The following is a 22,033-nucleotide window of genomic DNA, read 5'->3' as shown; positions in this document are numbered from 1 at the left end:
AAAGCCCCTACCTTCCCGGCGCCTGTATTTTGCATCACACCGATCGTGTCGGATGGCCGTGATGCGGCCGCCATGACAGGCGCTTTGACATCCTGCTTTCTCCTCCTCCTCGCCGTCATTCCGGGCCGACTCCCGGAATGACGGGAGGGTTTTGTTGTGCGCATCGCACATCGGCTGATGTTCGGACGCGCGGAGCCGACGGTTCCCGTTCCTGCACTGCGGCAAATGCCAAGAGAATGTCGCCTCGTTGGCCAACTTCCGACACAGCGCCGGGGCGAATAGCGTCGATCCGACATGATGCAGTGCTTCGGCGGCGACAGTCCCGACTCCGCCGGCGCATGCACTTTTCCAGGGAATCCTCGTGTCGCACAAGCTTGCCCCGGCGCTCCTCGCCGCTCTCTTCATCGCGATCTCGTCTCTTTCCACCGTCCGCGCCGAGCCGCCGGCCGCCAACAGTGCTGCCGCCCTGTCGCCGGAGCAAGCCAAGCGTGCGCTGGAGACGCTCCAGGACGACAAAAAACGCGCGCAGATGATCGATACGCTGCGCGTGATCGCGAATGCGCCCGGTCAGCAGCAGCCCGTGCCCGCCGCGCCCGAGCAGAAATCGCCGATCCCGCTCTCGGCCGACGGCCTTGGCGCACAGCTCCTGCTCACGGTGTCGGAAGAGATCGGCGAGATCTCGCGCCAGATCGCCGACGTGGCGCGGACGCTGACGCATTTCCCCGCCTTCTATTACTGGATCGTACGGACCGCCAACGATCCCGCCGCCTACAACCTCCTGATCGAGATCGCGTGGAAGCTCGCGCTGGTGCTCGGCTGCGCCATTGCGGCAGAGTGGGTGATCTTCCGCGCGATCCGGCGTCCGGTCGCCTTCCTGGAAGGACGCGTACCCCAAACCGCGCGCCTGCCGGCGCAGGTGCTGCCCATCGCCGATCCGCCGTCATCGGTCGCCGATGTCACGCCCGCGCCCGAACTGCACAAGCGCCGCCACAGTCTCGCACGTGTCTGGCAATTGCTGTTGCGGCTGCCCTTCGTGCTCGGGCGTCTCCTGCTCGAGCTGCTCCCCGTGTTCGTTTTCATCGGTGTCGCAACCGCACTGCTCGGCACGGAGATCGGCGATCCCGCAACCGTCCGCCTCGTGATCCTCGCCGTCGTCAATGCCTACGCCTTCTCGCGCGGGCTCATCTGCGTCGTCCGGGCGCTGGCGGGGCCGTTTGGCCTCGTTCCGGTTCGGGCAGAAACCGCGGCCTATATCGAGATCTGGGCGCGGCGCATCGTGGGCGTCGGCGTCTCCGGCATCGCCTTCGCCAATGTTGCGCTGCTGCTCGGCCTGCATCGTGCCGGCTATGCGGCGCTGCTGCGCATGGTGTTGCTGGTCGTGCATCTCTTCGTCGTCGTCATCATCCTGCAATGCCGCCGCCAGGTCGCCGAGGCCATCCGCGCGCCGGCGGAGCGGCAGGGGATCGCGGCGCGCCTGCGCAACCGCATTGCCGGCGGCTGGCACTATCTCGCCATCGCGCTCGACCTCGCGCTGTGGGCGGTGTGGGCGCTCAACATTCGCAATGGCTATTCGCTGCTGCTGCAATATTTCGTCGGCACCGTCGTGGTGGCGCTGATCACGCGCGTCGCCATCATGGTGACGCTGAGCCTGATCGACCGCGGCTTCCGCATCAAGCCGGAGATCCTCCAGCGCTTTCCGGGCCTCGAGATCCGCGCCAACCGCTATCTACCGCTGCTGCGCAAGATCGTATCCAGCGTGATCGCGTTCATCGGCTTCGTGGCCGTGCTCGAAGTCTGGGGCGTCGACGCCATCGTCTGGTTCTATGGCGGTCAGATCGGCAGCCGGCTGATTTCGGCGGTGGCGACCATCGGCATCGCTGTGTTCATTGCTGCCGCCATCTGGGAAGCCAGCAACGCGCTGCTGGACCGCCAGATCAATACGCTGTCACGCGACGGGCACTACGCCCGCGCGGCGCGCCTGCGCACCTTCCAGCCGATGCTGCGAACGGCGCTGCTCTGCCTGATCGCCACCGTCGTCGGCCTCACCGCGTTGAGCGAGATCGGCGTCAACGTCGCGCCGCTGCTGGCCGGCGCCGGCATCGTCGGCATTGCCATCGGTTTCGGCTCACAGAAACTGGTGCAGGATCTCATCACCGGCCTGTTCCTGCTGCTGGAAAATACGGTCCAGGTCGGCGATAACGTCAGCGTCTCGGGGCTCTCCGGCGTGGTCGAGAACGTCTCGATCCGCACCATCCGTCTGCGCGCAGGCGACGGCGCGGTGCACATCGTGCCCTTCAGCGCGGTGACGACCATCACCAATGCCAGCCGCGGCGCCGGCAATGCGTCCGTCAGCGTCAATGTCTCCTATAAGGAAGACACCGACCGCGCCGGTCAGATCCTCAAGGACATCGTCGAGGAGATGCGCCGCGAGCCGGAGTTTCGCGCTGCCATTCGCGGCGACCTCGAACTGTGGGGCATCGACAAGGTCGATGGTGCCATGGTGTCGATCGTCGGCCAGATCCGCTGCACGGAGGCGGGCCGCTGGCCGGTGCAGCGCGAATTCAACCGCCGCATGAAGCTGCGCTTCCAGCAGAACGGCATCGAGGTCGCATCCCCGGTCCAGACCATCCTGATGCAGATCGCGCCGCCGGCTGATGGCGCCGCCAATCTGGCCCCGCGGCGGGCGGCTGGTTAGCGCTCGGCATCATTTCCAGCTTGCCTCTGCCCGCACGGCAGCGTTCACTCCGGCCCCAGCCCGCTGACAACATGCGGGCGATGAAAAAGGTGGATGGAATGCAGGGGCTGTGGGCCGGACTACGCGGTCATGTGATCATCATTTGCGCGTTGATCGGATGCGCGGCGTGGACCGCGCCGGGCGGCGCCCAGCCGTTCCCGTCGCGCCCCATCACCCTCGTGGTGCCGTTCGCGGCCGGCGGCCCGACCGACACGCTGGCGCGGATCCTGTCCGAGCGGATCGCCGGTCAGCTACACGCGACCGTCGTGGTCGAGAACGTGGCCGGTGCCTCCGGCAGCATTGCGGGCGCCCGCGTCGCGCGCGCGACGCCTGACGGCACGACGATCACGATCGGCCATTGGGGCACGCATGTGCTGAACGGCGCGATCTTGAAGCTGCCCTATGATGTGATCGCCGATTTCGAGCCGGTCGCGACGATCGCGATGGGAACGCAGCTCATCGTCGGCCGGAAGTCGCTCGAGGCCAACAATCTGAAAGAGATGATTGCGTGGCTGAAGGCCAGCCCCGGCAAGGCGACTGCCGGCACGGCTGGTGCCGGCACGGGCGCGCATGTTGCAGGAGTCTTCTTTAAGGAGAAGACGGGCACCGATTTCCAGTTCGTGCCATATCGCGGCGCCGGACCCGCCATGATCGATCTCGTCGCAGGCCAGATCGACATCATGTTCGACCAGGCCTCGAACTCGCTGCCGCAATACAAGAACGGCGCGATCAAGGCGTTTGCGGTGACTTCGCCGACGCGGCTCGCCTCCGCGCCCGACATCCCGACCGTCGACGAGGCGGGCCTGCCCGGCCTCTACATCTCCTACTGGCACGGCATCTGGGCACCGAAGAACACGCCGCAGGAGATCGTCACACGGCTTAACGCGGCCATCGTCGCCGTGCTTGCCGATCCCTTTGTCAAGCAGCGTTTCGCCGAATTGGGGCAGGAGATTCCACCTGCCGACCAGCAATCGCCTACGGCGCTCGGCGCATTCCAGAAGGCGGAGACCGAGAAATGGTGGCCGATCGTGAAGGCCGCCGACATCAAGCCCGAATAGTCCTGCTGCGTTACCCTCGTCTCGCGCGCAAATGCGGGCTTTTCGCGAAATCTCGCTGCGGTGCGAGATCACAATCGTGCCTTGAGTCTCTACGTCCTTGATCTCGGGTGAGCGCTGGCCGACAATGCTTGCCCTTCAATAAGAAACTCCCTGGGGGAATTCGTGAATAGACCTGCTCGGGTCAGCGCCCATTCGACATCATCCGACCCCGCGCACGGCATGACGCTGCTGCGCGATCCCTTGCTCAACAAGGGCACCGCCTTCACGGAAGCGGAGCGCGATTCGCTCGGCCTGCGCGGCCTGCTGCCGCCCTGCGTGCTGACGATGGAGACCCAGGTCGAGCGCGTGCTGACCAATCTGCGCACGCTGCCGACGGATCTTGAAAAATACGTCGCGCTGAATGCGCTGCATGACCGCAACGAGGCGCTGTTCTTCCGTGTCGTCGTCGACAATATCGACGAGATCCAGCCGATCATCTACACGCCGACGGTCGGGCTCGCCTGCCAGAAATACGGCCTGATCTTCCAGCGGCCGCGCGGCATGTTCATCTCATCGCGCGATCGCGGCCAGATCGCCGAGATCCTGGAGAACTGGCCCTATCCGGCCAAGCTGATCGTCGTGACCGATGGCGAACGCATCCTCGGGCTGGGCGATCTCGGCGCCAACGGCATGGGCATCCCGGTCGGAAAGCTCTCACTCTATTCCGCCTGCGCCGGCGTGCATCCCGAGCATTGCCTGCCGATCGTGCTCGACGTCGGCACCAACAACGAAGAGCTCTTGAACGATCCCTATTATATCGGCTTGCGCGAGCGGCGGCTCACCGGCGAGGTCTATGACAGCTTCGTCGACGAGTTCATGCAGGCTGCGCGAACGACGTTTCCGGGCGTGCTGATCCAGTTCGAGGATTTCGCCAATCACTCGGCGTTCAAGCTGCTGCACAAATATCGGGACGAGGCCTGCGTCTTCAACGACGACATCCAGGGCACCGCGGCCGTGGCGCTCGCTGGCCTGTTCTCGGCGTTGCGCGTCAATGGCGGCAAGCTCAGGGATCAGCGCATCCTGTTCCTCGGTGCGGGCGAGGCGGCAACCGGCATCGCCGATCTCGTCGTCTCCGCCATGATGGCGGAGGGGATTTCCGAGGCGGAAGCTCTGCGGCGCAACTGGCTGGTGGATTCGCGCGGCCTCGTCGTCGGCGGCCGTGACGGCCTTTCTGGCCATAAGCTGCGCTATGCCCATGCCGGCCAGGCGCCGATCGCCGATTTCCTCACCGCGATCAAGACGCTGAAGCCGACGGCGATCATCGGTGTCGCCGCGGTCGGCGGCGCCTTCACGCCCGAGGTGCTCAAGGCGATGGCCGCGCTCAACGAGCAGCCGATCGTGTTCGCGCTCTCCAACCCGACTTCGAAGGCCGAATGCTCGGCCGAGGATGCCTACCGCTATACCGAGGGCCGCGCACTGTTCGCCTGCGGCAGTCCCTATGATCCGGTGACGCTCAACGGCCGCAGCTTCGTGCCGCGCCAGGGTAACAACTCCTACATCTTCCCCGGCGTCGGCCTCGGCGTCATCGCCAGCGGCTCGCGCCTGGTGACGGACGAGATGTTCATGGCGGCCGCCCATACGCTCGCCGATTGCGTTGGCAAGGAGGACCTCGCGCAGGGCAGCCTTTATCCGGCACTCCCTCGCATTCGCGAGGTTTCGGCCCGCATCGCCGTTGCGGTGGCAGACGTCGCCTACCAGCGCGGTCTCGCCGAGGGACCCGCTCCCAACGACGTGAAGGGCCTGGTCCAGTCCCAGATGTACGAGCCGCAGTACTGAGCCACGGGCTCCGCCTCGGCTGCACCTAGGTCAGCACGGCGGCGCCATTTCAAGTGGAATCGCCGTTGCGCGGCGCGGTCGCTTATGCGACGATCTGTAGCGTTACAAGAAAACTCAATCCGCAAGGTCAGATGCCATGGACGATCGTTTGCCCGAACTGGGCGACCTCGAGCACGAGGTCATGCAATTGGTTTGGGCCCATGGTCCCGTTACGGCCGAGGTCGTGCGCGAGCGGCTGTCGCGGCGTCTGAAGGAATCCACCGTCCGCACGGTGCTGCGCCGGCTGGAAGAAAAGGGTTATGCTCGGCACACCGTGGACGGACGCACCTATGTCTACCACGCTGCGGAAGAGCGCGCGCGGGTCGCGGCCAAGGCGGTGCAGCGTATCGTCGACTGGTTCTGCAACGGCTCGATGGAGGAAGTCCTCGTCGGCATGGTGGACAATGCGATGCTCGACCAGCAGCAGCTGCGTACACTGGCCGACCAGGTGGCCAAGGCGAAGAAGGCGAGGGGAGTGAAGAAAGAATGATCGCAACTCTGGCTGAGGCGGCGCTACGCTCCTTCGTGCTGGGAGGCGTCGTCTGGTTCGGTCTCAACCTGTTTCGCGTGCGCAATCCGCACGTCCACATGACGGCGTGGGTCGTCGTGCTGCTGGCATCGCTGGCGATGCCCTTCGTTATGCATTGGCCGACGCTGACGATCACCCGGATGCCTTTGCCGGTATCCGTGCCGGATGATGTCCTGCCGGCCGACGTCTCGATGCTGGAGGCCGCGCAACCCGCGCTGCCGATTCCGCCGGGCGCTGCTGTCGTGGCGCCGGCAGAAGCTGCTGTATCGATCAATTGGTGGCTGGTCGCCTCCATCGTCTATGCCGGCGTCGCCGGCGCGTTGCTGCTGCGGCTGGCCATCGGTCTCTGCCTGACCTGGCGTCTGGCACGCGCGGCAAGGCCGATGAGCGGCCCGCAGCTGATCGACGCCGACGTGCGCGTCAGCCGCGAGGTCGGCGGTCCCGTCACGTTCGGCTCGACCATTCTGGTGCCGCCGCAGTTCTCCGGCTGGGATGCGAAGAAGCGCCTCGCGGTGCTCGCGCATGAGGGCGCGCACGTCGCCAATCGCGATTTCTACGTCCTGCTGCTCGCCTCGCTCAACCGTGCAGTGTTCTGGTTCAGTCCGTTCTCGTGGTGGCAGCTCGCGCGTCTCGCCGAGCTCGCCGAGATCATCAGCGACGCCGAGGCGATCGAAGTCATCGACGACCGGTGGTCCTATGCCGAAATCCTGCTCGATGTCGCAACCAGCGTAAATCCGCGGCCGGTGGAGCTCGCGATGGCGCGGGTATCGACCGTGCGCGCACGCGTCGAGCGCATCATCGCGGCCGCCGCCATGCCCGTCGCGGTCGGCTGGCGGAAGCGGCTGTGGATCGCGGCCGCGATCATTCCGGCTGTGATCGTGTCCGCCGGCATGATTGCCTATCGCACCCCGGATCCCGCACCCGTCGCTGCGGATACCGGCGAGGTGCCGGCCCAGCATTACCGCCCCTTCGTCAATTTCTACGCCATGGGTCCCGCCTCGGTGTTCGCCATCTTCCGCGAGGGCGACGACCTCTACGGCCAGCTCACCGGACAGCGCAGGCTGCGCCTGACGGTCGGCAGCGACGGCACCGCGGCCTACGCAGCCTCGTCCGGCGAGATCACGTTCCCGCTCGATGCCGAGCGCCGGTCCTCCGAGCTGATGCTGCGCATGAACGGCCGCGATATCCGCGCGGTCCGCATCGCCGAGATGCCGACGGCGGCCGCCGATCCGGCATCGCTCGACCAGTATGTCGGCTGGTACAGGATTGCGCCGAACCGCGTGCTGATGGTGCGGCGTGAGGGCGATCGTCTCCACGTACAGGAAACCGTGCAGGGCCGGGCCACGCTCCTCGCCGAAGGTGCTGACGTCTTCTCGATCCGTGGCGAGAATCTCCTGATCTTCCTGCGTGACGAGCAATCAAAGGTCTCGCGGGTTCTGGTGCAGAATTCGGTCTTTGGCGCTCGCCTGGCGCCGCGGATCGATGCATCGGTGGCTCAGGCGATCGAGGCGGATTTCGCGCGCCGCCTTGCGGAGGTTCCTGACAGGTTCAGGGAGCAGGTCCCGGTTGCCGGCGGCAAGGAGATGATTCTGCGCGGGATCGAAGATCTGCGTCGCGGCACGCCGAACTACGATCGGATGAGTGCGCCGCTGGCCGCCAAGGTTCACCGGCAGCTCGGTGAATCGCAGGCGACGTTCGTGGCGCTCGGCGCGGTTGAGTCGATCTTCTTCCGCGGCGTCGGCCCCGGCGGCTATGACATCTATGGCGCGAAATTCGAGAACGGCACGGCCGAATTCCGCCTGATGATCGAGCCCGACGGCAAGGCCGGCGACGTCATCTTCCGACCCGACGGCAATGACGAGCTCGGCGGCATCGTCTCCTGCGCCGAGGAGGCGAATGTGCGCGGCCGCGCCGGCACTTCGCCGATCAGGATCATGATCTATAACGAGATGGGCGACGACATCCAGGTCTTCAATCTCGACGCCGATGGCAATCGCAGGATGCAGAGCACCGTCAGGCCCAACGTGTCCTGGGCGTCCACGACCACCGTGAACAATCCCTGGGTGATTGCCGACAAGTCCGGGCGGTGCCTCGAGGTCCTGGTGCCGGGGCGGCAGACCCGATTCCACAATGTCGAAGCGTCGAACATCGGCGCGCGGCCGGGGCGCGCGGCGCGCCGCGCCGTTCCGATCGCCAATGGCGAGGAGATGCTGCGCCGCTATATCGAAGGCGTCGGCAAGGGGCAGCCGGACTACGAGCGCATGACGTCGGAGGTGGCCGACATCACGCGTCAGCAGCTTCCGTTCGACCAGGCCATCCTGGCGCGGCTCGGCGCATTGCGCGCGGTTTCGTTCCGTGGCGTCACCGCGCTCGACAGCGATATCTATGTCGCCCAGTTCGCCAACGGCTCGGCGGAATGGCGCATCGGCGTCAGGAACGGCACGATCACGAAGATCGCGCTCGGACCCAATTTCTAGCGGTTCACATCTGCCGCAGGAGTGCCTGCTCGGATTTGTGGTGCTCCTGCGGAGACTGCGGAATGAGACTCGTCGCATCGATGTGGGCGATTCCAGTTGGGCTTTGCCTATTGGGGACCGCGTTCGCCGATGACCTCGCGACGCCGGGCGATGCAAGAAGCCTGGGATTCTCGGCCGCGCGTCTGGCGCGTATCGCGCCGTGGTATCAGGCGCGCTTCGATTCCTTCTCGCCGTCGGACGGCCTTCTCCCCGGCGCCGTCGTCGCCATCGCGAAAGGCGGCAAGCTCGCCTATTTGCAGGCCATCGGATTTCAGGACCGCGCCAAGACCGTCCCGATGAAGACGAATTCCATCTTCTGGATCGCCTCGATGTCCAAGCCGGTGGCCAGCGTCGCCGCCATGATTCTGGTGGGCGAGGGCAAGCTCGACCTCGACGCATCAGTCTCGCAATATCTGCCGGAGCTTGCGAACATGCGGGTCGCTTTCCAGAAGATGGATCCGGCGACAGGAGAAATGGATTACGGGCTCGGTCTGCCAAAACCGCCAAAACGTCCGATGATCGTTCTCGATCTGTTGCGCCATACGTCCGGCCTGATCTATCCGGAGCTCGATTTTGCCTATCCGGAACGGGGCCTTGCCGACGCAAGCGCCGACTTCGGGATCCGGATGATCCATGGGCTCTATGGCTTGAGGGCCGTGCGGAGACGCGACACGACGTTGGCGGATTTCGTGTCGAGCCTCGCCCGCCTGCCGCTCGCGCACGAGCCCGGCGAGGTCCATGAATATGGCTGGAGCGTCGAGGTGCTGAGCCGGGTCGTTGAAGTGGCGTCCGGTCAGCCCTTCGATCAGTTCCTGGAGAGCCGCATCTTTGGGCCGCTGCATATGGTCGACACCGGTTTCTTTGTGCCGAAGGAGAAGCTCGATCGGCTCGTCGATTCTCCCATGCCGGAACGGCCGCCGATCTGGGATGTCACGATGCCGTCAAAGCTGTTTTCCGGCGACGGCGGACTCGTATCGACCGCGCCCGACTATCTCCGCTTTTGCCAGATGCTGCTCAATGGTGGTGAGCTCGATGGCGTGCGCGTGCTCAGCCCGCGTGCGGTGAAGCAGATGACGACGAACGCACTGCCATCGGGTGTCAGCATCTTCGGAGGTGACGAGGTTGGCGCCCGCGCCGGAACAACCTTCGGGCTTGGCTTCGCCATCCGCGCCGATCCGGTCCAAAGCTGGATACCGGGAGCGGTTGGAAGTTTTTCCTGGGCTGGACATTGGAGCACGTATTTCTGGATCGATCCGGCGGAGCAATTGATCGGCCTGCAGATGGTCCAGGCGACTCCCGGCAGCAACGGGCGCCAAGCGGTGCTGTACTCGGGGATCAATCATCTCGTCTATGGCCCATTGACGATTCCCGAGTCGTCCGCCGTCCCGCCGGCTGTGCGGGTGCCCCTGAGCACGGAAGCGCTTGCCGATTATGCCGGGAGCTATGACTTCGGCGCCACGGTGAGCTCGCGTGACCGGCAGGGCCTCGCCGATGGCAAGACCGGATGGCTTGGAATCGGGAATTTCGTCGCCATGGAGCAGGAGGGGCTGAGGATCAACAAGCCGAACCTCGGCAGCAGCCCCGCAGCCAAGGCCGGTGTGACGGCGGGCGACCTCATTACCGAAATTGACGGCGTGCCGCTCAGAGGCCTCGCGCTCGCCGATGTCCTGGCCAAGCTCCGAGGGCCAGCCAACTCGACGATCAAGATGAAAATCGTCCGCAAGGGGCAAGACAGCGTGAGCGACCTCAGCGTCGAGAGAGCCGACCGCCGTCTCAATTCCGTCCGGCTTCAGGTTCGCGTCGCGGAAGGCAAGCTCGTCGCCGAAGCGACGGGGGTCTGGCCGATCCTTGAATTCGAGAAGGGCAAGGCGACGCCGCTTGTGGCGACATCAAGCAACGAATTCACCGCAGCCGACGAAGATCGTACCCGGATCGCTTTCGTCAGGGACGCGGCAGGCAAAGTCTCGGGGCTCATCCTGAATCCTGGGCCTTGGGAGCAGCATGCGGCGAAGAGCGCGCTTGGGCCCAATTTCTAGGACTGCCGCGGCTGCCCGTCTGTCGCGGCTCCCGATTTCTTGACCCTGGCGTTTCAATCTCCGCTTGCGGGCGCATTTCCGTAATGCTACGGTTTGTAGCATTACGGTTAGTAGCCTAGCGCGACACCGGTCGGCAGGCTCGAAAGAGTTGGGCGTTCGCCATGAGCAATTCCGCAAAGGCCGAGGCCGTGCTGGCGCTTCATCGCTTCGGGATGGGGCCGCGACCGGGATCAATTGCGGCCGTCGGGACCGACCCGCGCGGCGCGTTGATCGCAGAGCTCGATCGGCCGCTCTCATTGAGCGCCGCCGCCAGCCTTCCCAGCAGTGCGAAGGCCTATCGCACAGTGGCCGATGCCAATGCACGGCGAGCCGCGCGCGCCAAGCAGGCGCAGCAACAGGCCAAGAAGCAGCAGATGGCTGCGGTGCCAACTGCTCCGGGGGACCAGGGTCAGGCTCAGGCTCAGGCTCAGGCTCAGGCGCAGACCGAGGGGCAAGCGCCAGCACAGGGCCAGGAGAAGGATGCTGCCGAGATGGCGGCCAAGCAGGCGGCTGACGCCGTTCCCGATCCCGGCCGTCCGATCTACTTGCAGGAAGCCAAGCTGCGCATGGAGGCCGCGCTCGCCGCCGACATCGGCTTCGCCGAGCGGCTGGTGTGGTTCTGGTCCAATCATTTCTGCATCTCGGCCTACAAGATCCAGAGCATGTCGGGTGCTTACGAGCGCGAGGCCATTCGCGCAAATGCGCTCGGCCACTTCGTCGATCTTCTGCTGGCGGTCGAAGGCCACCCGGCGATGCTGTTCTATCTCGACAATCTGGGGTCGATGGGCGCGAACTCGATCGCCGGCATCAACCGCAGCCGCGGCCTCAACGAGAACATCGCCCGCGAGATCATGGAACTGCACACGCTAGGTGTGCGCACCGGCTACACCCAGGACGACGTGATCAGCTTTGCCAATGTCATGACGGGATGGACGCTTGTTCCTCCTGGAGACAATCCGGAGCATGGCGGCGAATTCACCTTCAATCCGCGGCTGCACGAGCCCGGCGGGCAGACCGTGCTTGGCAAACGTTACGAGCAGGAGGATGCCGAGCAGGGCCGCGCCGTGCTGCGCGACCTCGCTGCACATCCGGCGACCGCGACCCATGTCGCAACCAAGCTCGCACGGCATTTCGTGGCCGACGAGCCGCCTCCGCCACTCGTCGAACAAATGGCGAAGACGTTCCGCGACACCGAGGGCGATCTCAAGCAGGTCGCGATTACGATGGTTTCGTCGGACGAGGCGTGGCGCGGGCCGCCGTCAAAACTGAAGCGTCCGAGCGAATGGGGCGTTGGCATGGTGCGCGCGACCGGGATTAAGGTCGTCGACCCCACGCGTTTCACGGCGGGCCAGGAGCTGCTCGGCGAAGGGCTGTGGCGGCCGTCGGCGCCCAAGGGCTATCCGGATGACGAGGCAAGCTGGATCGACGGCATTGGCCGACGGCTCGACATCGCCAACAATTTTGCCGAGCGCGTGGCGGCCACTGCTGATCCGCAGGGGATCATCGAGGACGTCTTCGCATCGCAGATCGCGCCCGAGGTGAAGCAGGCGGTCGGACGCGCCGAGAGCCGGCAGCAGGCGCTGGCATTGTTGTTCATGTCGGCGGATTTTCAGAGGAGGTGAGCATGGGCTTCGTCAATCATTTGCCCACGCGGCGCGAGCTTCTGGTCGGCTCCGGTGCGCTGTTCGCGTGGAGCCAGATGCCGCGGATCGCACGCGCCGAAGGACGCGATCCGCGCCTGCTCGTGATCGTCCTGCGTGGCGCGCTCGATGGTCTCGGCGCGGTCGCACCGGTCGGCGATCCCGATTGGGTCGGCTTGCGCGGCGATCGCGCGCTGGTGCTGGACGGCAAGCCGCCAGCGCTGCCGCTCGGTTCCTTCTTCGCGCTCAACCCGGCGATGCCGAACCTGCACCGGCTCTACAAGACCGGCAAGGCCGCAATCGTCCATGCCGCCGCGACGCCCTACCGCGAGCGCTCGCATTTCGACGGCCAGGACGTGCTGGAGAGCGGGTTCACCAAGCCCGGTGCCACCGCATCGGGATGGCTCAACCGCGCGCTGCTCGCGATGGAGTCGGGTGGGCGCGTCGATCCGCGCGGCAGCCGTGCGCTCGGTATCGGCTCGGTGACGCCGCTGGTGGTGCGCGGCTCGGCGCCCGTCATGACATGGGTGCCGCAAAAACTGTTGCCGGCGAGCGAGGACACGCAGAACCGCCTGCTCGATCTCTACCAGCACACCGATCCGAAGCTTGCGACCGTGCTCCAGGCGCGCATGAAGCTCGCCTCGCTCGGCGGCGCGCCCGGCACGGGCGATCCGATGTCGGACGATCCGACATTGATGCCGCCCGGCATCGCGCGCGTGCGCGCCTACTTCGCCGAAGCAGCCGGCACCGCCGCGCGCTATCTCGCCAAGGCCGATGGCCCGCGCGTCGGCGCGATGGGCTTCGTCGGCTGGGACACGCATATCGCCGAAGGCGCGGCCTCGGGCCAGCTCTACAATCTGCTCGGTGCGCTCGATGGCGCCTTTGCGGCGATCGAGAGCAACATGGGCGAAGCCTGGCGGGAGACGGTCGTCGCCGTCGTCACCGAGTTCGGGCGCACCGCGCGCATCAATGGCACGCAGGGCACGGATCACGGCACGGGCACGGTCGCCTTCCTCATTGGCGGCGCGCTCGCCGGCGGCCGCGTGATCGCGGACTGGCCGGGACTGAAGTCCGCGCAACTGTTCGAGGATCGCGACCTCAAGCCGACCACCGATCTCCGCGCCGTGCTGAAGGGCCTGCTCAGGGATCATCTGCGCGTCGAGGAGAAGGTGCTGGCGGATGCGGTCTTCCCCGCCAGCGCGGACGTCAAGCCGATGGGAGGCCTCGTCGGCTGACGGCGCGGCCTTCGCAACCGGATCGGGTCCATGATGTGCACACTGACGCAACGGGAACTCGACTTTCTCGCCAGCCTGAAAACCGGCTGGCGGCGGCTCTATCGGCGCGAGCTGATGCGGCTGCTGAAGGGTGACACCGAGGCGAACGAAGCGCAGCTGGAGACGCACCCGATCGTCTGGCGCGTTGCGTCGGGCTAGTTTTCCGCGAGTCTGTGTCGATTCACGACACGCCACTGTGGTGGAATCGCCACAGCCGGCGCGAAACGGTCGTGGCCCTAAGCCTGCTTTCCTTCAGCCAAGGTTCTGCCCTCATTGCCCACCGAAACTCCGGGCAGTTCGGAGGGGCGTATCATGTCTCGATTTGCACGTGCCGAAACTGCCCGAATTTCCCTCGCAACCTCTTGCCGGTTGCTACTCGCCATCGTCGGCGCCGCATCGCTCGCCGCCTGCGCGCAATCGCCGGTCGGCCGCCAGAAGGCCGATCTTGGCACCAATCGGCAGGCTGCGGTCCAGCGGCCCCATAGGGTAGCGGCCCTGCATCCGCGGCCGATCAGCCGGGTACGCGTCCCCGACCGTGACGCAAAGCAAACCGCTTCGCACGGCGTTGCCAGCTTCTATTCGGACACGGAGACCGCGAGCGGCGAGAGGTTCGACAAGAACGAATTGACCGCGGCGCATCCCAGCCTGCCGTTCGGCACGAAGCTGCGAGTCACCGACGTCTCCTCAGGACGCTTCGTGACCGTCAGGGTCAATGATCGCGGGCCCTATGTTCGCGGACGCGTGGTCGACATCTCGCCGTCCGCAGCCGAGGCGCTGGGCATGGTCGACAAGGGCATCACCAATGTCCGGCTCGACGTGGTCCGATAATTCGTCTTTCATGGACATTGAGACGCTACGCTTAACCGGCTGTTAGTCGCCCTGGCGCATCATCAGTGCCCAAGCAAGTCGGGGCTCCAATTTGGGGTCCTCGGGGGAGGCGGCGTTTGAACACGATCCAGTATCTCGAAGATCAGGCCGCGCGCGCCGAGCGGCTCGCCAAACGGATCACGGATACGCTGACGATCGAAAGGCTCCTGACCTTCGCCGGCGAACGCCGCCGCGAAATCGAGGTCATCGCCGGCAAATATCGGCGCGCGTAACTCCGTCAACCATGCACCGGACGCGCCGCGGAAGCGGCGCTTTTTTCTTGTCCGCGATTTGAAGCGTATCAATGAGAACGACGCGCGGTCAGCTATGGCTCTCGACGAAGTCGCTGAGATAGTCGGGAAGACGGACGCCATCGATGTCGCAGCGCGCCTTGATCTCGCCGGCGATTTCGGTCGAGATGTCCTTCATCCAGTGCTCGAGCGTGTTGAACGAGATCACCTTGATCGGATCGTTGAAGCAGCCGGCGACGAGCTCGCCGATCGTGGCTTCAAGATCGCTTCGTTCGATGCGAATTTCAGTCGCCTTGTCGCGGCGATCAATCACCACGAACAGGGTCTGGTCTGCGCCATAGGGCACGACCGCGGATGGTACGCCGGCTTCAAGCATCTTGGGGCTCTCGTCTCGACTTCCGATCCCGGTTAACGGGAAAATCCGGTAGAAGGTTCCTGCCTCATGAAAAGCTTGTCGCGCGCGTGCAGCTTCCGCGTCTGCACGCAATCAGAGAAATTCTCTCAACCGCGATAGCTCGATGACGTGCTCGGGCGAGAGGATATCGGTGACCAGCGGCGGCTGCGCAATCGTGTGAATCTCATAGAGATGCCTGGTCGTGGCCGGCTTCTCCATGAAGGCCGAGATGCACTGGTCGAGCGTACCTTCGCTTATCGGATAGGAATCCCTGTCCGGTCGGCGCTGGTTCGCAAGCGACGGCCATTTATGCAGCGTTGCAGGCGCTCCGAAATCGACCTTTGAATCCGCAACCACGTCTCCCATCGTCCGCCTCACGCAACAAAAATTGCCCCGACACGCGGATCTGCGTGCCGGGGCCCACACCTATCGCTGCATCTCAATGCCGAGCGCTTAACGCAGCAACCGGGAAAAGGTTCCCGGCCGCCTTGCAAATCAGCTCGCGGCCGCCGCGATTCTGTGGCCGGGGCTGGCATGATCGTGGCTATCCTCATCGCGGCGGCTGACTTCCGGGGGAAGCCCTGCGAAGCGCCGCAGCGCTTCGGCCATCTGCACCCGACCTGCTACACCGGTGATCACCACGTCGACCATCGCAAAGGACGAGTGGAAATGGCCGCGCGCCCTGAGCTGCTCGACCGGAACGCCGGCGGCCGCCATTGCCTCGGCATAGGCGATGCCCTCGTCGCGCAACGGGTCGAATTCACAGGTGACGACCAAGGCCGGCGGCAGGCCGGCGACGTTGCCGCGCAGCGGCGAGACGCGCGGATCGGTGCGGTCGGCCGGTGAGCAGTAGAGGTCCCAGAACCAGTACATCAGCGAGCGCGTCAGGAAATAGCCGGTCGCATTGTCGTTGTAGGAGGGCCGGTCGAAGGTGCAGTCGGTGACCGGGCAGACCAGAACCTGGCCGGCGATCTCAGGCCCACCGCGATCGCGCGCAAGCTGGCAGGTGACGGCGGCGATGTTGCCGCCGGCGCTCCAGCCCGCGACCAGCACCGGGCCCGGCCTGCCGCCAAGCTCGGCCGCGTGCTCGGCGATCCAGCGCGTTGCCGCATAGCCGTCCTCGGCCGCGGTCGGGAAACGATGCTCGGGCGCGTGGCGATAGCCGACGCTGACGAACATCATGCCGGTTCGCCGCACCAGATCGCGGCAGAGCGGCTCGTCCGATTGCTCGTCGCCGAGCACCCAGCCGCCACCATGGAAATACACCACGACCGGATGCGGCCCTGGCGTTGCAGGCTTGTAGATCCGGTAAGGCAGCGGGCCGTCCGTGCCGGGCAGCGTGCCGTCGACGATCTCCCCGATCGGCCGTCCCGCGGGCCGGCCCTTGTTGAACTCGTTGACGAAGGCGCGTGCGCCGAGCGCACCCATCGACTCGATCGGCGGCAGGTTCAGCGATGCGAGCAGGTTCAGCACCAGCCGCACATCCGGCTGCAGGCATACCACCTCGCCGTCGTTGCATTGCGCGGCGCCGTTGGGGCCGGTCAGCTTGAAGCCGAGCATGCCGCGGGCCGTGACCTCGTCGCAAATGCTGCGATAGGGGCCGACGCCGCCGGTGTAAGGCATCAGGCCCTGCACCTTGCCGGGCACGTTGGCGCCCGTGTACCAGGTGTTGGCGAGCCGGTGCAGGGTCACCATCGAACAGTCCGTCATATGCCGGCCCCAGCCGGCCTGCGCCGTCTCGGTCGGCTCGATCGTGGTGAAGCCGGCGTCGCGCAAAGCAGCGATGCGGTCGACGACCCAGTCGACATGCTGCTCGATCGACACCGCCATGTTCGACAGCACCGACGGGCTGCCGGGCCCGGTGATCATGAAGAAGTTGGGGAAGCCCTCGACCGTCAGCCCGAGATAGGTCTGCGGCCCCTGCGCCCAGACGTCGGTCAGCGACTTGCCGCCGCGTCCGGTGATCGGATGCACGGCGCGGATCGCGCCGGTCATGGCGTCGAAGCCGGTCGCGAACACGATGACGTCGACGTCGAAGTTACGTTTGCCGGTGGTGATGCCGCTCGCGGTGATCGCCTTGATCGGTTCCTGGCGCAGATTGACCAGCGTGACGTTCGGCCGGTTGTAGGTCGCGTAGTAGTTGGTATCGAGGCAAGGGCGCTTTGCGCCGAAAGGATGATCGTGCGGCATCAGCGCCGCCGCCGTCTCCGGATCCTTCACGGCAGCGCCGATCTTCTCGCGGATCAGCTCGCCGATCAGCGCATTGCCCTCGACGTCGACGCCCTGGTCGGCCCAGAGCTGGGTCAGGATGTGGACGAGGTCGCCGGCCGCCCAGGCACGTTCGAAGCGCTCGCGGCGCTCGGCATCGCTCAATTGCCAGCTTACCACCGTCTGCTGCGGATACGGTACGCCCGTCATGGACCAGCGCGCTTGATCGCGGTATGCGGCGCGGTCACCCTCGAAGAAGGTCTTGCGATCCTCCGGCGCCGGACCGTTGCCCGCCGGCAGCGCGAAGTTTGGCGTGCGCTGGAATACGGTCAGATGCGCGGCCTGCTCAGCGATCAGCGGGATCGACTGGATGGCTGACGAGCCCGTGCCGATCACGGCGACGCGCTTGCCGGCGAGATCGACGCCGTCATGCGGCCAGCGCCCGGTGAAATAGACTTTGCCCTCGAAATCCTTGACGCCGTCGATCTCCGGCGGCTTCGGCGCGGAGAGGCAGCCTGTGGCCATGATATAGTGGCGGCAGGAGACCGGCGTGCCGCTGCTCGTGGTGAGCTGCCAGCGCTCAGTCGCTTCATCCCATTTTGCTTCGGTGACCTTGGTCTTGCAGCGGATGTCGCGGCGCAGATCGTAGCGGTCGGCGACGAAGCCGAGATAGCGCAGGATCTCGGGCTGGGTCGCGTATTTCTCCGACCAGGTCCACGCGTTATCCAGCTCGGGATCGAAAGTGTAGCTGTAGTCGATGGTCTGGATATCGCAACGGGCGCCGGGATAGCGGTTCCAGTACCAGGTGCCGCCGACATCGCCGGCTTCGTCGAGGGCGACCGCCGTGAGACCGGACTTGCGCAGGCGATGGAGAAGATAAAGGCCGGCAAATCCGGCGCCGACCACGGCAACGTCGACCTGTTGGGCTGTTCCATTCGCCGCCTTGGACTCACGTGCGGCGACCATTGCGTCTGGCATGGTATTCCTCCCGTGTTTTTTGGTTTGCCGGCAGGCTATCGCCGCAGGCTTGGCTTGTCATCAGGACAGGTACAATCTTCGGTAGTCGTTTGCGGCACCATCATGGCCGCGCGAAGGTTGCGGCGATACACGCATCGCGATGCACAACCGCCGGGATTGTCCGGGCTAATCAGACCACATCCTTCTGTGTATGCTTGCGGTTACAAGCCACGCGTACCCAGGACGTCATGACAGAGTTGAGCGAGCGGACGAAAGCCAACATGGACGTCGTCCTGGAGCAGACGTGCCGCCAATTGCCGCACGGCGGCGATCACGACAGCCGCAGGTTCATCGCCGAGCGCCTGATCGAGGCGGCGCAATCAGGCCATTCCACGCTTGGTGAGCTCGGCATCGTCGCGCGCCGCGCGCTGGCGGAGATCGTCGCCAAGGGCGGCTAGCCGGCGCCGCCGAGCTTGCCTCGTCGCGGGCCGCAGACGTAACCTGTCGGGGAACCTATTGGCGCGTCGAGATCCCCCAGGATGCGACTCCAGTTTGCGCTCGTTGTGGCGTCTTCACTCCTTTGCTGGGACGGTGCGGCCGTCGCTCAGGCGGTCGGGCAGTTTCCGTTCGCGCTGACGCGTGAAGGACAGATGCTCGGCGCCGTCGAGGGCGAGGTGGCGTCGTTCAAGGGGCTGGCTTATGCGGCGGCTCCGGTCGGCGCGCTGCGCTGGCGCCCACCGCAGACAACGGCCGAGAACCCCGAGATGCGCACCGCCTATGAGTACGGCGCGCCGTGTCTTCAGCCCTCGCTGCCTGATACGAGCGAGGACTGCCTCACGCTCAACGTATTCCGTCCCTTCGGCGTCGACGGCCCGCTGCCGGTGATGGTCTTCATCCATGACGGCGGCTTCGTCAGCGGCACCGCGAACGATCCGCTGTTCGACGGTGCAAAGCTCGCGCAAGCCGGCCTCATCGTGGTCACCGTGAATTATCGTCTCGGCGCGCTCGGCTGGCTCACTCATCCCGCGCTGTCGGAAGGTGACTCCGGCAATTACGGCCTGATGGACCAGATCGCGGCGCTGCATTGGGTGCACGACAACATCGCGGCCTTCGGCGGCGATCCGAACAACGTCACCTTGTTCGGCGGCGGTGCAGGCGCGACGTCGATCGCGCTGCTGATGCTATGTGCGCAATCGCGCGATCTCTTCCAGAAAGCGATTCTGCAATCGCCGCCCGGCCGCGCGCGCCTGCGCCCGGTGCAGGAGGCGGAGGCCATGGGCCGGCAATTCGTGGCGGCGCTTGGGCAGCAGGCGGATTTGCGCGTCGCCGCGCCGGCGCGGCTGCTTGCTGCCGAACAAAAACTGCTCGCCAAATCCGAACGCAGCTTCGCGCCCGCGATGGATGGAATCCTGGTGCGCGAGGACGTGGCCACTGGATTTGCGGCGGGACATGAAAGCCGCATCCCACTCATCATCGGCTCGAATGACGACGAGACGCGTTTCGATGGCGAGCGGGAGATCAAGGAGACGCTGGCGGCCTCGGGCGAGAGCAGCGATGAGCTGCGCCAGCTCTACCCTGACATCGCCAGGCCATCGGAGCGCGCAGCCAAATTCTACACCGACAAGGTCTTCTCCGAGCCGGCCAGGCTGCTTGCCCGCCTCCATGCGGCAACCGGTGCGCCTACGTTTCGCTATCGCTTCGCTTACGTGACCGAGGCCCGGCGCACAAATCCCGACGAAGGGCACGGGCGCGAGTTGCAGTTCATCTTCGGCGCGGAAGGCGTGCCCGGTGCGGGACCGCTCACATGGGGAGATCGCGAGGTCGCGAACCGCATGCGCGCTTACTGGATCAACTTTGCAAGGAGTGGCGATCCCAACGGCCCGGATCTGCCGCATTGGGACGCGGCCGCAGACCGCGATCGCCTGCTGCTGATCACGAACGATCGCATCGCGAGCGGCGACGACCCCTCGACGGAGCGTCTCGACCGGCTTGCAAGTGAGAGCAGAAAATGAGTTGGGCTTAGGCCGCGAGCTCGACGCGCGGCGCCGGGCTCAGCCGGTGTTCTTCCAGATGGTCCATCGCGCCGTCCTTCTCGACGGCGTAGAACTGCTGGCCGTCCTTGGACCTGTAGGCGGCGCGCACGACGCCGCGGCGGCCCTTGTCACTGTTGACGACGTCCCCCAGCGCAAACTTCTTCATCTCACGTCTCGCTTGTCTTCAGGCCGACTCCTTCGGCCACGGCCGGATTGTGGGCGGCAAATCGTTAACGACTTGCTAACCATACCGGTTTGCCTATGCTCGCCGCCGTTCGCGCGGGCAGCTCGCACGCGCATGTTGTCAACGAGACGAGCCGGCATCCATGACGCGATTTCCAACCCTCTTCCTGTCGCATGGCGGCGGCCCCTGGCCCTTCATGGAGGACCGGCGGGTGCAATATGCCAAGACGGCCGCGGAGTTCGGCCGGCTGCCGCAGCTTCTCCCCGAGAAGCCCAAGGCCGTGCTCGTCATCACCGGTCATTGGGAAGCCGAAGCCTTCACCGTGTCGACCTCGGCGCATCCGCCGATGGTGTACGACTATTACGGTTTCCCCGAGCATACCTATCACCTCAAATATCCGGCGCCGGGCAAGCCCGAGCTCGCCGCGGACGTGAGGGCGCTGCTCGAGCACGCGGGCCTCGATTGCCGGGAGGATCCCAACCAGGGTTTCGATCACGGCACCTTCGTGCCGCTCGGCCTGATGTATCCGAACGCGGACATGCCGATCGTGCTGCTGTCGCTGAAGTCGAGCTACGATGCGGCCGAGCACATCAAGGTCGGGCAGGCGATCGCATCGCTCCGCGACGAGGGCATTCTGATCGTCGGCAGCGGGCTGACCTATCACAACATGCGCGGCTTCAACCGGCCGGAGTCGAAGCCGGTCTCATATGATTTCGAGGCCTATCTGAACGAGGCGATCAGCAACCCGGATGCGGCGCGCCGCAACGCGATGCTGGTCGACTGGGAGAACGCGCCGAGCGCGCGTCTCGCGCATCCCCGCGAGGACCATCTGCTGCCGCTGATGGTGGCGGCAGGTGCCGCCGGCCGCGACGTCGGCAAACGCGTCTTCGTCGACGAGGTCGCGAGCGTCGCGATGGCGTCGTATGTGTTTGGCGGCTGATTTTTTTGCCTCATGCGCCCGGCCAATCGCAAAATCTCGAAAAACAACCCCATGCACAGTAGAACGGCCCAGCAAATAGAATGGCTTAGCCGAGTGCCTTTGCGGGGCAGGATCATCGAGCGGTGTGTCTGCGACGTTTGACACGTCGGGCAAAACAGGAGCAGAATTCGATCATGGCGGTGGTGACCGCGCTGCGGGTGGTGGGTTACGCCTTCTCCGCCCTACACAGCTTCAGACTCACCCATACCTCAGCTTCATGAACAGGATGCCGCCGGCGAGCACCATGGTGATGGCGTTGGCGGCGACCAGCGGGGCGTCGCCAGAGAGCAGGCCGTAGATGAGCCAGAGCGCCAGGCCCAGCACCATGACCAGGAACATACCGAGCGAGATGTCGCGCGCCGAGCGGGTCTTCCAGACCTTGATGAACTGCGGCGCGTAGGCGACGGTGGTGCAGGTGGCGGCAGCAAAGCCGATCAGCTTGATCGCGAAGGGGTCCATGCCGGCTCTATAGCATGGATT

The 22,033-nt window shown here is 65.4% G+C and carries 19 protein-coding genes; 14 read left to right on the top strand and 5 right to left on the bottom strand.

Features of this window, described 5'->3' with window-relative positions:
* The first annotated feature begins 361 nt into the window (after positions 1–361).
* The 11 genes from AC5ZFO_RS08620 (at position 362) to AC5ZFO_RS08570 (ending at position 14,780) form a co-directional block, all read left to right on the top strand.
* Positions 362–2,695: a mechanosensitive ion channel domain-containing protein gene (locus tag AC5ZFO_RS08620; protein WP_282520631.1), complete on the top strand. Its 2,334-nt coding sequence runs from the start codon at positions 362–364 to the stop codon at positions 2,693–2,695.
* 98 nt (positions 2,696–2,793) lie between these two features.
* A complete protein-coding gene (locus AC5ZFO_RS08615) occupies positions 2,794–3,792 on the top strand; it encodes a tripartite tricarboxylate transporter substrate-binding protein (protein ID WP_282520632.1) in 999 nt (332 codons plus the stop codon).
* Between the two features lie 162 nt (positions 3,793–3,954).
* Complete coding sequence (locus AC5ZFO_RS08610) at positions 3,955–5,607, top strand: NAD-dependent malic enzyme (protein ID WP_282520633.1); 1,653 nt, start codon at positions 3,955–3,957, stop codon at positions 5,605–5,607.
* A gap of 136 nt (positions 5,608–5,743) precedes the next feature.
* A complete protein-coding gene (locus AC5ZFO_RS08605) occupies positions 5,744–6,136 on the top strand; it encodes a BlaI/MecI/CopY family transcriptional regulator (RefSeq protein WP_014493096.1) in 393 nt (130 codons plus the stop codon).
* Positions 6,133–8,652, top strand: coding sequence for a M56 family metallopeptidase (locus AC5ZFO_RS08600; RefSeq protein ID WP_282520634.1), 2,520 nt, complete (start codon positions 6,133–6,135; stop codon positions 8,650–8,652). The genes AC5ZFO_RS08605 and AC5ZFO_RS08600 overlap by 4 nt, the downstream gene beginning before the upstream one ends.
* Positions 8,653–8,714: 62 nt before the next feature.
* Positions 8,715–10,727, top strand: coding sequence for a serine hydrolase (locus AC5ZFO_RS08595; RefSeq protein WP_496121955.1), 2,013 nt, complete (start codon positions 8,715–8,717; stop codon positions 10,725–10,727).
* 161 nt (positions 10,728–10,888) lie between these two features.
* Entirely contained in the window at positions 10,889–12,388 is a 1,500-nt protein-coding gene (locus AC5ZFO_RS08590) for a DUF1800 domain-containing protein (RefSeq protein WP_496121954.1), read from the top strand.
* 2 nt (positions 12,389–12,390) lie between these two features.
* Positions 12,391–13,641: a DUF1501 domain-containing protein gene (locus tag AC5ZFO_RS08585; RefSeq protein ID WP_282520637.1), complete on the top strand. Its 1,251-nt coding sequence runs from the start codon at positions 12,391–12,393 to the stop codon at positions 13,639–13,641.
* Positions 13,642–13,671: 30 nt separating this feature from the next.
* Complete coding sequence (locus AC5ZFO_RS08580; protein WP_282520638.1) at positions 13,672–13,839, top strand: hypothetical protein; 168 nt, start codon at positions 13,672–13,674, stop codon at positions 13,837–13,839.
* Positions 13,840–13,992: 153 nt separating this feature from the next.
* Positions 13,993–14,508, top strand: coding sequence for a septal ring lytic transglycosylase RlpA family protein (locus AC5ZFO_RS08575; RefSeq protein WP_282520639.1), 516 nt, complete (start codon positions 13,993–13,995; stop codon positions 14,506–14,508).
* A 116-nt stretch (positions 14,509–14,624) separates the two neighbouring features.
* Entirely contained in the window at positions 14,625–14,780 is a 156-nt protein-coding gene (locus AC5ZFO_RS08570; RefSeq protein ID WP_282520640.1) for a hypothetical protein, read from the top strand.
* An 88-nt stretch (positions 14,781–14,868) separates the two neighbouring features.
* Here the strand turns inward: AC5ZFO_RS08570 and AC5ZFO_RS08565 are convergent, their stop codons facing one another.
* The 3 genes from AC5ZFO_RS08565 to AC5ZFO_RS08555 form a co-directional block, all read right to left on the bottom strand.
* Positions 14,869–15,174, bottom strand: coding sequence for a hypothetical protein (locus AC5ZFO_RS08565; RefSeq protein ID WP_014493104.1), 306 nt, complete (start codon positions 15,172–15,174; stop codon positions 14,869–14,871).
* 111 nt (positions 15,175–15,285) lie between these two features.
* Positions 15,286–15,558, bottom strand: a complete 273-nt coding sequence (locus AC5ZFO_RS08560) for a hypothetical protein (protein WP_208088099.1) — start codon at positions 15,556–15,558, stop codon at positions 15,286–15,288.
* A gap of 129 nt (positions 15,559–15,687) precedes the next feature.
* The gene (locus tag AC5ZFO_RS08555) at positions 15,688–18,378 is read right to left on the bottom strand and encodes a flavin-containing monooxygenase (protein ID WP_496121953.1); all 2,691 of its coding nucleotides are present in this window, start codon (positions 18,376–18,378) and stop codon (positions 15,688–15,690) included.
* Between the two features lie 227 nt (positions 18,379–18,605).
* Here AC5ZFO_RS08555 and AC5ZFO_RS08550 point away from each other — a divergent pair, with 227 nt between their 5' ends.
* Both AC5ZFO_RS08550 and AC5ZFO_RS08545 read left to right on the top strand, forming a co-directional pair.
* Positions 18,606–18,815 carry a hypothetical protein gene (locus tag AC5ZFO_RS08550; RefSeq protein WP_085401559.1) on the top strand — a complete coding sequence of 70 codons (210 nt, stop codon included), beginning with the start codon at positions 18,606–18,608 and terminating at the stop codon, positions 18,813–18,815.
* An 81-nt stretch (positions 18,816–18,896) separates the two neighbouring features.
* Positions 18,897–20,369, top strand: a complete 1,473-nt coding sequence (locus AC5ZFO_RS08545; protein WP_282520643.1) for a carboxylesterase/lipase family protein — start codon at positions 18,897–18,899, stop codon at positions 20,367–20,369.
* A gap of 7 nt (positions 20,370–20,376) precedes the next feature.
* On the opposite strand, the gene AC5ZFO_RS08540 is transcribed toward AC5ZFO_RS08545, so the two are convergent.
* Positions 20,377–20,556 (bottom strand): hypothetical protein, encoded by a 180-nt coding sequence (locus AC5ZFO_RS08540; RefSeq protein ID WP_014493109.1) that lies wholly within the window; start codon positions 20,554–20,556, stop codon positions 20,377–20,379.
* 160 nt (positions 20,557–20,716) lie between these two features.
* Between AC5ZFO_RS08540 and AC5ZFO_RS08535 the strand changes: the two genes are divergently transcribed.
* The gene (locus AC5ZFO_RS08535; RefSeq protein ID WP_282520644.1) at positions 20,717–21,514 is read left to right on the top strand and encodes a DODA-type extradiol aromatic ring-opening family dioxygenase; all 798 of its coding nucleotides are present in this window, start codon (positions 20,717–20,719) and stop codon (positions 21,512–21,514) included.
* A gap of 237 nt (positions 21,515–21,751) precedes the next feature.
* Here the strand turns inward: AC5ZFO_RS08535 and AC5ZFO_RS08530 are convergent, their stop codons facing one another.
* The gene (locus AC5ZFO_RS08530) at positions 21,752–22,012 is read right to left on the bottom strand and encodes a SemiSWEET transporter (RefSeq protein WP_028150382.1); all 261 of its coding nucleotides are present in this window, start codon (positions 22,010–22,012) and stop codon (positions 21,752–21,754) included.
* Positions 22,013–22,033 lie beyond the last annotated feature (21 nt).

This window comes from Bradyrhizobium sp. Unk1 (assembly GCF_059512345.1).
The sequence above is the reverse complement of the archived record's forward strand: the minus strand, read 5'-3'. Positions and strand labels throughout refer to the sequence as shown.

Excerpts from the sequence above, each read along its gene's own strand:
- AC5ZFO_RS08615 (WP_282520632.1), top strand. The coding sequence starts at position 2,794 with ATGCAGGGGCTGTGGGCCGGACTACGCGGTCATGTGATCATCATTTGC.
- AC5ZFO_RS08605 (WP_014493096.1), top strand. The coding sequence starts at position 5,744 with ATGGACGATCGTTTGCCCGAACTGGGCGACCTCGAGCACGAGGTCATG.
- AC5ZFO_RS08600 (WP_282520634.1), top strand. The coding sequence starts at position 6,133 with ATGATCGCAACTCTGGCTGAGGCGGCGCTACGCTCCTTCGTGCTGGGA.
- AC5ZFO_RS08595 (WP_496121955.1), top strand. The coding sequence starts at position 8,715 with ATGAGACTCGTCGCATCGATGTGGGCGATTCCAGTTGGGCTTTGCCTA.
- AC5ZFO_RS08590 (WP_496121954.1), top strand. The coding sequence starts at position 10,889 with ATGAGCAATTCCGCAAAGGCCGAGGCCGTGCTGGCGCTTCATCGCTTC.
- AC5ZFO_RS08585 (WP_282520637.1), top strand. The coding sequence starts at position 12,391 with ATGGGCTTCGTCAATCATTTGCCCACGCGGCGCGAGCTTCTGGTCGGC.
- AC5ZFO_RS08580 (WP_282520638.1), top strand. The coding sequence starts at position 13,672 with ATGATGTGCACACTGACGCAACGGGAACTCGACTTTCTCGCCAGCCTG.
- AC5ZFO_RS08575 (WP_282520639.1), top strand. The coding sequence starts at position 13,993 with ATGTCTCGATTTGCACGTGCCGAAACTGCCCGAATTTCCCTCGCAACC.
- AC5ZFO_RS08565 (WP_014493104.1), bottom strand. The coding sequence starts at position 15,174 with ATGCTTGAAGCCGGCGTACCATCCGCGGTCGTGCCCTATGGCGCAGAC.
- AC5ZFO_RS08560 (WP_208088099.1), bottom strand. The coding sequence starts at position 15,558 with ATGGGAGACGTGGTTGCGGATTCAAAGGTCGATTTCGGAGCGCCTGCA.
- AC5ZFO_RS08555 (WP_496121953.1), bottom strand. The coding sequence starts at position 18,378 with ATGCCAGACGCAATGGTCGCCGCACGTGAGTCCAAGGCGGCGAATGGA.
- AC5ZFO_RS08550 (WP_085401559.1), top strand. The coding sequence starts at position 18,606 with ATGACAGAGTTGAGCGAGCGGACGAAAGCCAACATGGACGTCGTCCTG.
- AC5ZFO_RS08545 (WP_282520643.1), top strand. The coding sequence starts at position 18,897 with ATGCGACTCCAGTTTGCGCTCGTTGTGGCGTCTTCACTCCTTTGCTGG.
- AC5ZFO_RS08540 (WP_014493109.1), bottom strand. The coding sequence starts at position 20,556 with ATGAAGAAGTTTGCGCTGGGGGACGTCGTCAACAGTGACAAGGGCCGC.
- AC5ZFO_RS08535 (WP_282520644.1), top strand. The coding sequence starts at position 20,717 with ATGACGCGATTTCCAACCCTCTTCCTGTCGCATGGCGGCGGCCCCTGG.
- AC5ZFO_RS08530 (WP_028150382.1), bottom strand. The coding sequence starts at position 22,012 with ATGGACCCCTTCGCGATCAAGCTGATCGGCTTTGCTGCCGCCACCTGC.